The sequence below is a fragment of the Streptomyces solicavernae genome, assembly GCF_029968095.1.
Taxonomy (GTDB): Bacteria; Actinomycetota; Actinomycetes; order Streptomycetales; family Streptomycetaceae; genus Streptomyces; species Streptomyces solicavernae.
Genome location: NZ_JASCIR010000020.1, coordinates 109600 through 123063, shown reverse-complemented (window position 1 = coordinate 123063; position 13464 = coordinate 109600). Strand labels below are relative to the sequence as shown.

Sequence of the window (13464 nt, the reverse complement as noted above, 5' to 3'; positions counted from 1 at the left end):
AGTTCTGAAGTAACGAACAGCTGCTGTCGGCTGAACAATTACTCAACTAAAGAGTGTGCTTGTTCGCTGCCCTGTTCAGCGTCCCGTTCTCAACGGGATACTTCATAGGGTTTCGGTGGTCATAGCGTGAGGGAAACGCCCGGTTACATTCCGAACCCGGAAGCTAAGCCTCACAGCGCCGATGGTACTGCAGGGGGGACCCTGTGGGAGAGTAGGACGCCGCCGAACAATTCTTAGGAGGACCCTTGGTCCCAGCGTTCACGCTGGGACCAAGGGTCCTTTTTGTTTTTCGTCGAAGCGCGGCCCGAAGCGGGGTGCGCGAGAATGACTGCGGTACCGAAGACAGGAGTCACCGATGTCGACCAACTCTCCCGATGATCGTCCCGAACGCGAGCAGCGTCGGCGGGACGACGGGGACCGGGGCGGCTACCGCGGCGGACCCCGTCGTGACGGTGACCGCGGTGGCTACGGCCGGCGCGACGACCGGGACCGGGACCGGGACCGAGACCGGGACCGTGGGTTCCGGCGAGATGACCGGCGTGACAATGACCGTGGCGGCTTCCGTCGCGACGACCGCCGTGACGGCGACCGCGGTGGCTTCCGTCGCGACGACCGTGGCGGGAGGCCCGCCTTCCGGCGTGACGACAGGCGTGACGACCGCCGCGACGACCGGGACCGCGGGTTCCGTCGCGACGACCGACGGGACGACCGCGACCGAGGCTTTCGCCGCGACGACCGACGGGACGACCGCCGTGACGGCGACCGTGGTGGCTTTCGCCGCGACGACCGACGGGACGACCGCCGTGACGGCGACCGTGGTGGCTTCCGCCGCGACGACCGCCGCGATGACCGCCGCGATGACCGCCGCGATGACCGCCGTGACGGCGACCGCGGCGGCTTCCGCCGTGACGACGACCGGCGGGGAGGCGGCGGCTACCGGGGCCGGGACGACCGCCGCGACGACCGCGGTGGCCGTGGCCCCCGTCGCGACGACCGAGGCGGACGCCCCGGCGGGTTCCGCCGTGACGACCGCCGTGACGACCGCCGTGACGACCGCCGCGACGACCGCCGCGGTGGCGGCGGCTACCGCGGGCGCGACGGCCGGGACGACCGAGGCCCGCGCAGGGACGACCGCTCCGACCGCGAGCCGATCAAGCGGCTGCCGATCCCGGATGACGTCACCGGCGAGGAGATCGACGCCGACGTACGGCAGGAGCTGCAGAGCCTGCCGAAGGGGCTCGCGGAGGACGTCGCCAGGAACCTGGTGATGGTCGCCAGGACCATCGACGAGGACCCCGAGCAGGCATACGGCTACTCCAAGGTCGCGCTGCGGCTCGCCTCCCGCGTGGCCGCCGTACGGGAAGCGGCAGGCTTCGCCGCGTACGCGAACCAGAAGTACTCCGAGGCGCTCGCCGAGTTCCGGGCCGCGCGGCGGATGACCGGGTCCGCGGAGCTGTGGCCCGTCATGGCCGACTGTGAGCGTGGGCTCGGCCGGCCCGAGAAGGCGCTCGACATGGCCGGTGAGCCCGAGGTGCAGAAGCTCGACAAGGCGGGGCAGGTCGAGATGCGTCTCGTCGCCGCCGGTGCGCGCCGTGACATGGGGCAGCTCGACGCGGCGATCGTGACGCTGCAGAGCCCCGAGCTGGCGTCGAACTCCGTGCAGCCCTGGACCGCGCGGCTGCGGTACGCGTACGCCGACGCGCTGCTCGCCGCCGGGCGGGAGAGCGAGGCGCGCGAGTGGTTCGCCAAGACCGCCGAGGCCGACCGGGACGGCAGCACCGACGCCTCCGACCGGCTCGCCGAGCTGGACGGGGTCGAGTTCGTCGACGCCTTCGACGATGCGGCGGACGGAGAGTCCACGCCCGCGCCCGCCACCGAGAAGGACGAGGACGCGGACGACGAGTAGCGGCAAACGAAAGCAAGTAAACGAAAGCAACTAAACGAAAGCAAGTAGCGGCAACAAAAGGAGGGGCGGACCGGATCGGTCCCGCCCCTCCTTCGCGTGTGCGGGAGATCGCGTGTGCGGGAGAAGTCAGTGCTCCAGGCTGCGCAGCACCAGGCCCGTGGCCGGCTTCGGGCCGAAGGACGTGGACTTGCGGGGCATCGTGACGCCCTGGCGGGCCAGTTCGCGGACGACCTCCTCGCGCACCGGGTGCATCAGGACCGCCGTACCGCCGTCGCGTTCCGCCTTCTGGACCGCGGCGCGGGTGTCGTGGATGTACGCGATGTGCTCCGGGTCGTCCGGGATCTGCCAGATGTGGTCCAGAAGCGTGGAGTGCAGGACCGTCGCGTCCAGGGTGCGCCAGGCCTCCGGGCGGTCCCGGCGGATCGTACGGGCCAGCAGGTCCGGGTCCGGACGGTCGACGAGGTGGTACGTGCCGTCGCCGGCGAGCAGGAACGCGTTGGACTCGGCGGCGGCTTCGGCGAGGGCGTCCAGGGCGCGGGGGAGCGGGGCGTCGATGCGGCGTACCCGGAAGGAGTCGGCGACGGCCGTCAGGGCGTCGGCGACCGGGAGGCGGTGCAGGACGCGGTGGATGGCGCGGACCTGCAGCGGATAGCGGGTCGTGTCCACGAGCAGGACCAGGCCGTGATCCCACGCGGACGGCGACGGGTGGTTGCCGCGCAGCCGCAGATAGGTGGCCCAGCGGTGGTGGCCGTCGGCGATCAGGGCCTGGCGGTGGGCGAAGTCGGCCTGGATCTCTGCGAGTTCGGCCGTGTCGGTGACCGACCAGAGGCGGTGGCTGAAGCCGTCCTCGGTGGTGGTGGAGAGCAGCGGCGGGCGGTCCACGGCGCGTTCGATGACCGCGGTCGCGCCGGTCCTGGTGCCCTCGCCGCGGTAGGTGAGAAGGAGCGGTTCGAGGTTGGCGGCGGTGGCGCGCATCAGGTCGGCGCGGTCCTCGACGATGTGCGGCATGACGTCCTCGTGCGGCAGGACGACGCCCTCGTGGGCCTCGGAGAGCTCCAGGGCGCCGATGAGTCCGCGCTGCAGGAGGTCGCCGTTGCGCTGCTCGTACACGTACAGGGCGGGCTCGGCGTCGGCGGCGAGTATGCCGTCGGCGAGCCACTTGCGGAGGGTGGCGGCGGCCTGCCGGTGACGGGCCTCAGGACTGTCGGCCTGCGGCAGGATCAGGCGGACGATGTTGTGCGGGTCGAGGGACTCCAAGTGGTGCAGTCCGTCGGGGCGTACCACCACGTCGTACGGCGGGGACGTCACTGCGGCGAGCGAGCCGACGCGGTCGGGGACGTAGCGCAGTCCCCGGATGGGAGTGAGGCGCAGCCCCTTGCCGTCCGGACCTGTGGTGTTCATGGCTGCATCGTATGTGGGTACGGGAGTACGGGATGATCGGGGGACAGTCGTCGAGCGAGGAGTCGTACGCCATGGGTCACAGCGTCAGGACGAGCCCGGCCGGCAGCGAGCCGGTGCTGAGGGAGGCGTACGACACCGCGCTGCTGGACTTGGACGGGGTGGTGTACGCGGGCGGTGCGGCGATCGGGCATGCCGTGGAGTCGCTGCTGGCGGCGCGGGCGGGCGGGATGCATCTCGCGTATGTGACGAACAATGCGCTGCGGCCGCCGGAGGTGGTGGCCGGACACATCACCGAACTGGGGGTGCCGACCGAGGCGGCGGACGTCATCAACTCCGCGCAGGCGGTGGCCCGGCTGATCGCCGAGCAGGTGCCGCAGGGCGCGAAGGTGCTGGTGATCGGCGGCGAGGGGCTGCGGGTCGCGCTGCGCGAGCGGGGACTCGTACCGGTGGAGTCGGCGGAGGACGGTCCTGCGGCCGTCGTACAGGGGTACGGCGGGCCGGAGTTGGCGTGGGGGCGGTTCGCGGAGGCCTGCCATGCGATCGAGCGGGGCGTGCCGTGGTTCGCGTCCAACACCGACCTGACGATTCCGAGTGCGCGGGGCATCGCACCCGGCAACGGCGCGGCGGTCGAGGTCGTCCGGATCGCGACCGGTGCCGAGCCGCAGGTGGCGGGCAAGCCGCTGCCGCCGATGCACCGGGAGACGATCCTGCGGACCGGGGCCGAGCGGCCGCTGGTCGTCGGGGACCGGCTCGACACCGACATCGAGGGCGCGTTCAACGGCGAGGTGGACTCGCTGCTCGTGCTGACCGGCGTGACGCGCGCCGCCCAGCTGCTCGCCGCCCGGCCCGAGCACCGGCCGACGTACGTGGACACCGATCTGCGGGGCCTGCTGACCGGGCAGCCCGAGGTGAGCGCGGACGGGGACGGGTTCCGGTGCGGGGGATTCGTGGCGCGGGCCGGCGCCGAGACGCTCGAACTGGACGGGGACGGCGAGCCGATGGACGGCCTGCGGGCGCTGTGCGCGGCGGCGTGGACGGCGGCCGGTGCGGGGGAGTGCGGGCTCGACGCGGGGAAGGCGCTGGCGCGGCTGGGGCTGTGAGCGCTCAGGGGCAGTGCGGGTACGCCGAGGTCGCGTACGCCCAGGTCGGGTACGCCCACGTCAGGTACGCCAGGTCGGGTAAACCACGTCGGGTACGCCCACGTCGGGCCGTCGGAAGGTTAGGTTAACCTAACCGGGTGTTGGTCGACAGTCCCTCTCCCGAGCGCACCGAGGCGCCCCCGCCCGAGTCCGCGGCACCCCGCGGGCGGCAGGCGATACGCGCCGTCGGGCTCCTCCTGGCCGTGGGCGTGCTCGCCCTGGTCGTCGTCGCGAGTATCGCCGTCGGCGCCAAGCAGATACCCGTGGCCGACGTCTGGCACGGGCTGTTCGGCGCCACCGGCACGGACAACGACGTCGTCATCGGGGAGCTGCGGCTGCCCCGCACCCTGCTCGGGCTGCTCGTCGGGGCGGCGCTCGGGCTCGCCGGGGCCGTGTTCCAGGCGCTCACCCGCAATCCGCTGGCCGACCCCGGGCTGCTCGGCATCAACGCGGGCGCGTCCGCCGCCGTCGTCAGCGCGATCAGCTTTCTCGGCGTCACCTCGCTCACCGGCTATGTCTGGTTCGCGTTCGCCGGGGCCGCCGTCGTCTCCGTGGTCGTGTACGCGCTCGGCGGGGTGCGCAGCGCGACTCCGGTGCGGCTCGCGCTCGCGGGTACGGCGGTCACCGCGGCGCTGATCGGCTACATCAACGCCGTGATGCTGCTCGACAACTCGGCCCTCGACAAGATGCGGTTCTGGACGGTCGGTTCGCTGGCCTCGGCGTCCATGGCGACGATCGGCCAGGTCGCCCCGTTCATCGCCGTAGGCCTGCTGCTCGCCCTCGGGCTCGGGCGGCCGCTGAACGCGATGGCGATGGGCGACGACACCGCGGTCGCCCTCGGCGCGCGCGTCAACCGCACCCGGATCCTCGCCATGACCGCCGCGACGCTGCTCTGCGGCGCGGCCACCGCGGCGTGCGGTCCGATCGCGTTCGTCGGCCTGATGGTGCCGCACATGGTCCGCGCCTTCACCGGCCCCGACCAGCGCTGGATCCTGCCGTACGCGACGGTCCTGTCGCCGGTGCTGCTGCTCGGCGCCGACGTCATCGGCCGGGTCGTGGCCCGCCCCGCCGAGCTGCAGGTCGGCATCGTCACCGCGCTCATCGGCGGCCCGCTCTTCATCTACCTCGTACGACGCCGGAGGATGGCCCAGCTGTGAAGTCCCTGAAGGCGGTCCGTACCGACAGCGGCCTCTCCATACGGGTCGAGCCGCGCGCCCTCGTCGTAGGAGTGCTGCTCTGCGTGGCCGCGCTCGTCGTCGCCGTGGTGCTCATCGGCACCGGGGACTTCGAGATCCCGGCCACCGACGTCGTCAGCACGCTGCTCGGCGACGGCACGACCGCGCACACCTTCATCGTGAACGACCTGCGGCTTCCGCGGGTTCTGGTCGGGCTGCTGGTCGGGGCCGCGCTCGGCCTTGCCGGGGCGGTCTTCCAGTCCATCTCCCGCAATCCGCTGGGCAGTCCGGACATCATCGGCTTCGGGCAGGGCTCGACGGTGGGGGCGCTCACGGTCATCGTGCTGTTCCAGGGCAGCGCCGCCACGGTCGCCGCGGGCTCGCTCGTCGGCGGGCTGGTCACCGGCGTACTGATCTACCTGCTCGCCTGGAAGCGCGGGGTGCACGGCTACCGGCTCGTCCTCGTCGGCATCGGCGCCGCCGCCGTCCTCACCGCGCTCAACGGCTACCTGCTGACCAAGGCCGACCTGGTCGACGCGGCCCGCGCGTACGTGTGGATGGCGGGGTCCCTGGACGGCCGGGACTGGGACCAGGTCTGGCCGCTGCTCGGGCTGTGCGCCGTCCTCGTACCGCTGGTGCTCGCGTACGCACGGCCGCTCAGGATGCTGGAGATGGGCGACGACGTGGCGTACGCCCTCGGGGTGCGGCCCGAGCGGACGCGGATCGTGCTGATGCTGTCGGCCGTGCTGCTCACCGCGTCCGCGACCGCCGCCGCCGGACCGGTGTCGTTCGTGGCGCTGACGGCGCCGCAGCTGGCGCGTCGGCTCACCCGGTCGCCGGGGCCGAACCTGGTGGCGTCGCTGCTGATGGGCGCCGTGCTGCTGATCGCAGCCGACCTGGCCGCGCAGCGGGCGTTCGGCGCGGACGTGCTGCCGGTGGGTGTGCTCACGGGGGTGCTCGGCGGTGTGTATCTGCTGTGGCTGCTCGTCGCGGAGCGCAGGGCGGGGCGGATATGAGCCGCTCAGGACCCTCAGGACCCTCAGGACCCTCAGGACCCTCACGACCCTCACGACCCGCAGTCCCTGCAACCGCTGCTTCACCCCTTCCCTCCACGGCCTCCAGGAGCACCGCAGTGAATCGCCTCATCGCCGACGACGTGACCCTCGGCTACGACCAGCGCGTGATCGCGGAGCGGCTGTCGGTCGAGATTCCGGACAACTCCTTCACCGTGATCGTCGGGCCCAACGCCTGCGGCAAGTCGACGCTGCTTCGGGCCCTTTCGCGGATGCTGAAGCCCTCGCACGGGCGGGTGCTGCTCGACGGGCAGACCATCCACGCGATGCCCGCGAAGAAGGTCGCCAGGACGCTCGGCCTGCTGCCGCAGTCGTCGATCGCGCCCGACGGGATCACCGTCGGCGACCTGGTGGCCCGCGGCCGCTACCCGCACCAGGGCCTGCTGCGGCAGTGGTCGGCGCAGGACGAGCGGGTCGTACGGGAGTCCATGGCGTCGACCGGTGTCGGTGAGCTGGCGGATCGCTATGTCGACGAGTTGTCGGGCGGGCAGCGGCAGCGGGTGTGGATCGCGATGGCCCTTGCGCAGCAGACGCCGCTGCTGCTCCTGGACGAGCCGACGACGTACCTCGACATCCAGCACCAGATAGATGTGCTCGACCTCTGCGCCGAGCTGCACGAGGAGCAGGGCCGCACCCTGGTCGCCGTCCTGCACGACCTCAACCACGCCGCCCGCTACGCCACCCATCTGATCGCGCTGCGCGACGGTGCGGTGATCGCCGAGGGCGCTCCGGCCGAGATCGTCACCGCCGAGCTGGTGGAGGCGGTGTTCGGGCTGCCGTGCCAGGTCATCTCCGATCCGGAGACGGGGACTCCGCTGGTGGTGCCGGCGGCGCGGAGGGGGCGTACGGCGGTTCTGCGGAAGTAGGCCGTCCGGCGCGGCCGGCGCGGGCTGGATTCGGCTACAGGAGCGCCTTGAGCCGCAGCAGGTCCCGGATCCCCGCCTCCAGGCGGACCCGGCCCGTGGCCCAGGCCCGCGCGAAGTTCAGCTCGCCGTCGACCATCGCCACCAGGTCGTCGCCCGTCATCGTCAGGCGGATCTGGGCCTTCTCGCGGGGCGGGCCGTCCTGCACGTCGGCGACGTGGATGCGGCCGTCCTCCAGGCGCCCCGTGAACGTGACGTCCAGGTCCGTGATGCGGCAGCTCAGCGAGCGGTCCAGTGCGGCGGCGCCGCGAACCTCCCCGTCGGCCTGCGCGAGATTGTCCGAAAGCCTGCTCAGTGCGCTGCGGCACTCCTTGATCGTCGCCATCGCGACCGACGGTACCCCAGCGCTTCGCGGTAGCGTCGGGGCCATGAGCGACATGCAGCCGGAGGCCGGGGCCGACACGACGCCGCAGCCCGGCGAGGACCGGCCCGCCCCCGACCCCGCCGAGCCCCGCCCGCTCGGCGTCCCGCGCACCGCCACCGGCGACGCCGGCGTGGACGTACAGCTGGAGCGCCTGGCCGATGTCGACCACCTCGCGACGGACGGACACATCGAGGTGTACGAGGATGTACACCGGGGGCTGCGGGACGCGCTGACCGCGCTCGACGCACGCCAGGGCCCACCGGCCCCGGCCCCCGCCCCCGTCCCCGCAAGGCCGTACGAGCACAGGAGCTGAACCGAACGTGGCAGGAGTGGCACGCCGCCGCCTCGACGCAGAGTTGGTCCACCGCAAGCTGGCGCGCTCGCGCGAGCATGCGAGCCAGCTGATCGCCGCAGGGCGGGTGACCATCAACCGGAACGTCGCGAGCAAGGCCGCGACCCAGGTGGAGACCAGCGCCGCCATCGTGGTCACCGCGGACGACAGCGACCCCGGCTACGTCTCGCGCGGCGGCCACAAACTCGCGGGCGCCTTCGCGGCCTTCGTCCCGCAGGGCCTCGCAGTGGAGGGCCGCCGCGCGCTCGACGCGGGCGCCTCCACCGGCGGCTTCACCGATGTGCTGCTCCGCGCCGGCGCCGCGCATGTCGTCGCCGTGGACGTGGGGTACGGACAGCTCGCCTGGTCCCTGCAGAGCGACGAGCGGGTCACCGTCAAGGACCGCACGAACGTACGGGAGTTGACGCTCGACGCGATCGACGGCGAGCCGGTCGACCTGGTCGTCGGCGACCTCTCCTTCATCCCGCTCGGCCTGGTCCTGCCCGCCCTGGTGCGCTGCGCGGCGCCCGGCGCGGACCTGGTCCTGATGGTCAAGCCGCAGTTCGAGGTGGGCAGGGAACGGCTCGGCAGCGGCGGCGTCGTGCGCAGCCCCGAGCTGCGGGCCGAGGCCGTACGGTCGGTGGCCGCGCAGGCCTGGAAGCTGGGCTGCGGCGTGCGTGGAGTCACCGCGAGCCCGCTGCCCGGGCCGTCCGGGAACGTCGAGTACTTTCTGTGGCTCACGGCCGGGGCACCCGAGCTCGACCCGGCCGATGTCGACCGTGCAGTGGCGGAGGGACCGAGTTGACCACCAGCGGAGGGGGAGCGGTGCGGGAAGCCGGGGACACGGATGAGGCCGACGGGGCGGGGCGGACGGTCTTCCTGCTCGCGCACACCGGCAGGCCCGCCGCGGTGCGCAGCGCCGAACTCGTCGTGCAGGGGCTGCTCAAGAGCGGTCTCGGGGTGCGCGTCCTGGAGGCGGAGGCGCGTGACCTGCCGCTGCCGTCGACGGTCGAGCGGGTGCACGAGGCGACCGCGGACGTCCTGGACGGCTGCGAGCTGATCGTCGTCCTCGGCGGCGACGGCACGCTGCTGCGCGGCGCCGAGTTCGCCCGCGCCTCCGGAGTGCCGATGCTCGGGGTCAACCTGGGCCGCGTCGGCTTCCTCGCCGAGGCGGAGCGGGACGACCTGGACAAGGTCGTCGACCGCGTCGTCACCCGCTCGTACGAGGTCGAGGAGCGGATGACCCTCGATGTCCTCGTACGCGACAACGGCTCGGTCGTGCACGCCGACTGGGCGCTGAACGAGGCCGCCGTGCAGAAGGTGTCGCCCGAGCGGATGCTGGAGGTCGTCCTGGAGATCGACGGCCGCCCGGTCTCCGGCTTCGGCTGCGACGGCATCGTCTGCGCGACCCCGACGGGTTCCACGGCGTACGCGTTCTCGGCGGGCGGGCCCGTGGTGTGGCCGGAGGTCGAGGCGCTGCTCATGGTGCCGATCAGCGCGCACGCCCTGTTCGCCAAGCCTCTGATCACCTCGCCGAGTTCCGTGCTGGCCGTGGAGGTGCAGCCGCACACGCCGCACGGCGTGCTGTGGTGCGACGGGCGCAGGACCGTGGAGCTGCCCGCGGGCGCGCGCGTGGAGGTACGGCGCGGGGCCGTGCCCGTACGGCTCGCGCGGCTGCACCACGCGTCGTTCACGGACCGGCTGGTCGCGAAGTTCGCGCTGCCGGTCTCGGGCTGGCGCGGGGCGCCGCACTGACGAGGCTCCACTGACGAGTGACCCCGGCGGGCCCTCGACCTGTGGCTTCGGTGACGAAAGCGGGGTGACGTCGCGCCGCGCGGGGGAAACCTCGTATGGTCAGGTCCGTGTTGGAGGAGATGCGGATACGGTCGCTCGGAGTCATCGACGACGCGGTCGTCGAGCTGTCACCAGGCTTCACCGCCGTGACCGGCGAGACGGGCGCGGGCAAGACGATGGTCGTCACCAGCCTCGGCCTGCTGCTCGGCGGGCGCGCGGACCCGGCCCTGGTGCGGATCGGCGCGAAGTCGGCGGTGGTGGAGGGGCGGATCGCCGTACCCGCGGACGCCCCGGCCGTCGTGCGCGCCGAGGAGGCGGGCGCCGAACTGGACGACGGGGCGCTGCTCATCAGCCGTACGGTCTCCGCCGAAGGGCGCTCGCGGGCGCACCTCGGCGGTCGTTCCGTGCCGGTCGGGCTGCTCGGCGAGCTCGCCGACGACCTGGTCGCCGTGCACGGCCAGACCGACCAGCAGGGCCTCCTCAAGCCCGCCCGGCAGCGGCAGGCCCTCGACCGGTACGCGGGGGACGCGGTCTCCGTCCCGCTGGAGAAGTACGCGGCCGCCTACCGCAGGCTGAGGGGCGTCGCCGCCGAGCTGGACGAGCTGACCACGCGCGCCCGTGAACGCGCCCAGGAAGCGGACCTGCTGCGGTTCGGGCTCGACGAGATCGCCGCCGTCGAACCCCGCGCGGGCGAGGACGTCGAACTCGCCGCCGAGGCCGAGCGCCTGGGCCACGCCGAGGCCCTGGCCTCCGCCGCCGCGGCCGGGCACGCCGCGCTCGCCGGCAACCCCGAGGATCCCGAGGGCGTCGACGCGGGTCTCCTGGTCGGCGGCGCGCAGCGCGCCCTCGACGCGGTCCGCTCGCACGACCCGGCCCTGGCCGCGCTCGCCGAACGCCTCGGCGAGATCGGCATCCTGCTCGCGGACGTGGCGGGGGAACTCGCCGGGTACGCGGACGACCTGGACGCCGACCCGCTGCGCCTCGCCGCCGTCGAGGAGCGCAGGGCGGCCCTCACCCAGCTCACGCGCAAGTACGGGGCATCCGTCGACGCGGTCCTGGCCTGGTCCGAGGAGAGCGCCGCCCGCCTCACCGAGCTCGACGGGGACGACGACCGGATCGGCGAGCTGACCGCGGAGCGGGACGCGCTCAGCTCCGAACTCGCGGGTCTCGCCCAGGCGTTGACCGATGCGCGTACGGAGGCGGCGGAGCGTTTCGCCGCCGCCGTCACCCAGGAGCTGGCCTCGCTCGCCATGCCGCACGCGCGCGTGACGATCGCCATCCGGCAGACCGAGGTCGCCGAGGACGCCGACGGCATCGAGGTCGGCGGGCGGCCCGTGGCGTACACCGCGACCGGTGTGGACGAGGTGGAGCTGCTGCTCGCCCCGCACCCCGGTGCGCCGCCGCGGCCCATCGCCAAGGGCGCGTCGGGCGGTGAGCTGTCGCGTGTGATGCTCGCCGTCGAGGTGGTCTTCGCGGGCTCCGACCCCGTACCGACGTACCTCTTCGACGAGGTGGACGCGGGCGTCGGCGGCAAGGCGGCCGTCGAGGTGGGCCGCAGGCTCGCGAAGCTCGCCCGCTCCGCGCAGGTCGTCGTGGTCACGCACCTGCCCCAGGTGGCGGCCTTCGCCGACCGCCAGCTGCTGGTCGAGAAGACCAACGACGGCTCGGTGACCCGCTCCGGCGTGCAGGCCCTGGAGGGCGAGGACCGCGTCCGCGAGCTGTCGCGGATGCTAGCGGGCCAGGAGGACTCGGAGACGGCCCGGGCACACGCGGAGGAACTGCTGGCGGCGGCGCGGGCGGATTGAGGGCGCGCGAGTAGCCGGGCAGTACTCCCGCGCCCGTGGGCACCCCGGGGGCAGGGACGCCGGCGATCACCCGTGTGGGTGATCCGCCGAGCCCGCCGCCCGGTCCGACACGGCTGCTCACCACCGGCGGTGCCGGAACTCCCGTACGGACTGGCATCCTTGGCGAGGCGTTCCGCACAGCCGCCCCGCGCACGTCCCGGACACCACCGGCACGAGGCCGCCCGACGGGCCCGCACCCACGGGCGTCCGCTCCGGGCAGCGCACGGGCACCGCGGCGGACCCATCCGACGAAGCCGACCCAGGAGTCCCGGCCACGTGACCCACGTGAGCAGCCCCCCACCACAGGGCCGGCCGCCCCTGCACACCGTGCAGGTGCTGGGCGGCGGCAGCGCGGGCAGCAGCGCGCACGTCCGCTCGCTCGCCGCGGGCCTCGTCGCGCGCGGCGTGCGCGTGACCGTGTGCGCCCCCGCGGAGCTCGACGGGATGTACGACTTCGGCGGCGCCGGCGCCGAGTTCGTGCCCGTGCCGCGCCGCAGCGACCCGGCCTCGGTGGTCGCGCTGCGCGGCGCCTGCGCGGACGCCGACCTGGTGCACGCGCACGGGCTGCACGCCGCGCTCCGCTCCTCGCTCGCGCTGCGCGGCCGCCGGCCGGCGCTCCTGCCCGGCCGTACGCCCCTGGTCGTCACCTGGCACACCCGGGCGCACGCCGAGGGCGCGCGGGCGCGGGTGCAGCGGCTCCTGGAGCGCCGGGTGGCACGGTCCAGCGCGGTGCTGCTCGGCACGTCCTCCGACCTGGTCGACCGGGCGCGCGGCAGCGGTGCCCGGGACGCCCGCCTCGCCCCCGTCGCGTTCCCGGCGCCGCGCCGCCCGGCGTTCGACGGGCCGGACGAGCGGGACGAGCGGGATGAGCCGGATGAGACGGGTGAGACGGGTGTGACGGGCGAGACGGGCGAGACGGGCGAGGCGGGCACGGCGCACCACAAGGCGCGGGCCGAGCTGGGCGCGGTGGACCGCCCGTTGCTGCTCGCGGTCGGCTCCCTCGACCGGTACCGCGGCTACGAGACCCTCCTGGACGCCGCTCGCACCTGGCGCGGCCTCGACCCCGTACCGCTCGTGGTGATCGCCGGCGAGGGCCCCGAGCGCGGCCCGCTGCGGCGCCGGATCGACGCGGAGGGCCTGCCCGTACGCCTCATCGGGCGCCGCGACGACGTCCCGGAACTCCTCGCCGCGGCCGACGTGGCGCTCCTTCCCAGCCGCTGGGAGTCCCGTTCGCTGCTGGCCCACGAGGCCCTGCACGCGGGCGTCCCGCTGGTCGCTACGGCCGTCGGCGGCCTCCCGGAACTCGTGGGCGACGCCGCCGAACTCGTCCCGTACGGCGACGCCCCCGCCCTCGCCGAAGCCGTCGCCCGCCTCCTGGCCGACCCGTCCCGCCGCGCCCGGCTCCGCGCCAACGGCCGTGTGCAGGCGGCGAGTTGGCCGACCGAGGACGACACGGTCGCGCAGATCCTCAGCGTGTACGACGAGCTGGCTCAGCCCTTCCGGCGCTGAGCCCC

At 73.7% G+C, this 13464-nt stretch carries 13 protein-coding genes and 1 rRNA gene; 12 read left to right on the top strand and 2 right to left on the bottom strand.

Translation table 11 applies throughout. The features are described 5' to 3' along the window. Positions 1 to 111 precede the first annotated feature (111 nt). From rrf to QIS99_RS22135, 3 genes are all read left to right on the top strand, one after another. Positions 112 to 228: ribosomal RNA gene (gene rrf, locus QIS99_RS22145) — 5S ribosomal RNA — on the top strand. Between the two features lie 218 nt (positions 229 to 446). After that, entirely contained in the window at positions 447 to 1268 is an 822-nt protein-coding gene (locus tag QIS99_RS22140) for a hypothetical protein (RefSeq protein ID WP_282515328.1), read from the top strand. Then, entirely contained in the window at positions 1160 to 1906 is a 747-nt protein-coding gene (locus QIS99_RS22135; protein ID WP_282515327.1) for a tetratricopeptide repeat protein, read from the top strand. Before QIS99_RS22140 ends, QIS99_RS22135 begins: the two co-directional genes overlap by 109 nt. A gap of 126 nt (positions 1907 to 2032) precedes the next feature. Here the strand turns inward: QIS99_RS22135 and QIS99_RS22130 are convergent, their stop codons facing one another. Then, a complete protein-coding gene (locus tag QIS99_RS22130; RefSeq protein ID WP_282515313.1) occupies positions 2033 to 3307 on the bottom strand; it encodes a DUF1015 domain-containing protein in 1275 nt (424 codons plus the stop codon). Positions 3308 to 3378: 71 nt separating this feature from the next. Between QIS99_RS22130 and QIS99_RS22125 the strand changes: the two genes are divergently transcribed. The 4 genes from QIS99_RS22125 to QIS99_RS22110 all read left to right on the top strand — a co-directional run bounded on the left by QIS99_RS22125 (position 3379) and on the right by QIS99_RS22110 (position 7560). Beyond that, on the top strand, positions 3379 to 4407 hold the full coding sequence (locus QIS99_RS22125) for an HAD hydrolase-like protein (RefSeq protein WP_282515326.1): 1029 nt from the start codon (positions 3379 to 3381) through the stop codon (positions 4405 to 4407). Between the two features lie 137 nt (positions 4408 to 4544). Continuing rightward, complete coding sequence (locus QIS99_RS22120; protein WP_282515312.1) at positions 4545 to 5603, top strand: FecCD family ABC transporter permease; 1059 nt, start codon at positions 4545 to 4547, stop codon at positions 5601 to 5603. After that, the gene (locus tag QIS99_RS22115) at positions 5600 to 6637 is read left to right on the top strand and encodes a FecCD family ABC transporter permease (RefSeq protein ID WP_282515310.1); all 1038 of its coding nucleotides are present in this window, start codon (positions 5600 to 5602) and stop codon (positions 6635 to 6637) included. Before QIS99_RS22120 ends, QIS99_RS22115 begins: the two co-directional genes overlap by 4 nt. Before the next feature lie 116 nt (positions 6638 to 6753). Next, positions 6754 to 7560, top strand: coding sequence for an ABC transporter ATP-binding protein (locus tag QIS99_RS22110; RefSeq protein ID WP_282515309.1), 807 nt, complete (start codon positions 6754 to 6756; stop codon positions 7558 to 7560). A gap of 34 nt (positions 7561 to 7594) precedes the next feature. Here QIS99_RS22110 and QIS99_RS22105 read toward each other — a convergent pair whose 3' ends face one another. Then, entirely contained in the window at positions 7595 to 7942 is a 348-nt protein-coding gene (locus tag QIS99_RS22105) for an SCP2 sterol-binding domain-containing protein (RefSeq protein WP_282515308.1), read from the bottom strand. A gap of 43 nt (positions 7943 to 7985) precedes the next feature. On the opposite strand from QIS99_RS22105, the gene QIS99_RS22100 reads away from it, so the two are divergent. The 5 genes from QIS99_RS22100 to QIS99_RS22080 all read left to right on the top strand — a co-directional run bounded on the left by QIS99_RS22100 (position 7986) and on the right by QIS99_RS22080 (position 13459). Continuing rightward, the gene (locus tag QIS99_RS22100; protein ID WP_282515307.1) at positions 7986 to 8294 is read left to right on the top strand and encodes a hypothetical protein; all 309 of its coding nucleotides are present in this window, start codon (positions 7986 to 7988) and stop codon (positions 8292 to 8294) included. A gap of 7 nt (positions 8295 to 8301) precedes the next feature. Beyond that, the gene (locus QIS99_RS22095) at positions 8302 to 9117 is read left to right on the top strand and encodes a TlyA family RNA methyltransferase (protein ID WP_282515306.1); all 816 of its coding nucleotides are present in this window, start codon (positions 8302 to 8304) and stop codon (positions 9115 to 9117) included. 20 nt (positions 9118 to 9137) lie between these two features. Next, positions 9138 to 10067, top strand: coding sequence for an NAD kinase (locus tag QIS99_RS22090; protein ID WP_282515325.1), 930 nt, complete (start codon positions 9138 to 9140; stop codon positions 10065 to 10067). A 95-nt stretch (positions 10068 to 10162) separates the two neighbouring features. Then, positions 10163 to 11911, top strand: coding sequence for a DNA repair protein RecN (recN, locus tag QIS99_RS22085; RefSeq protein ID WP_282515305.1), 1749 nt, complete (start codon positions 10163 to 10165; stop codon positions 11909 to 11911). Between the two features lie 315 nt (positions 11912 to 12226). Then, positions 12227 to 13459 (top strand): glycosyltransferase family 4 protein, encoded by a 1233-nt coding sequence (locus QIS99_RS22080; protein ID WP_282515304.1) that lies wholly within the window; start codon positions 12227 to 12229, stop codon positions 13457 to 13459. The last annotated feature ends 5 nt before the right edge of the window (positions 13460 to 13464 follow it).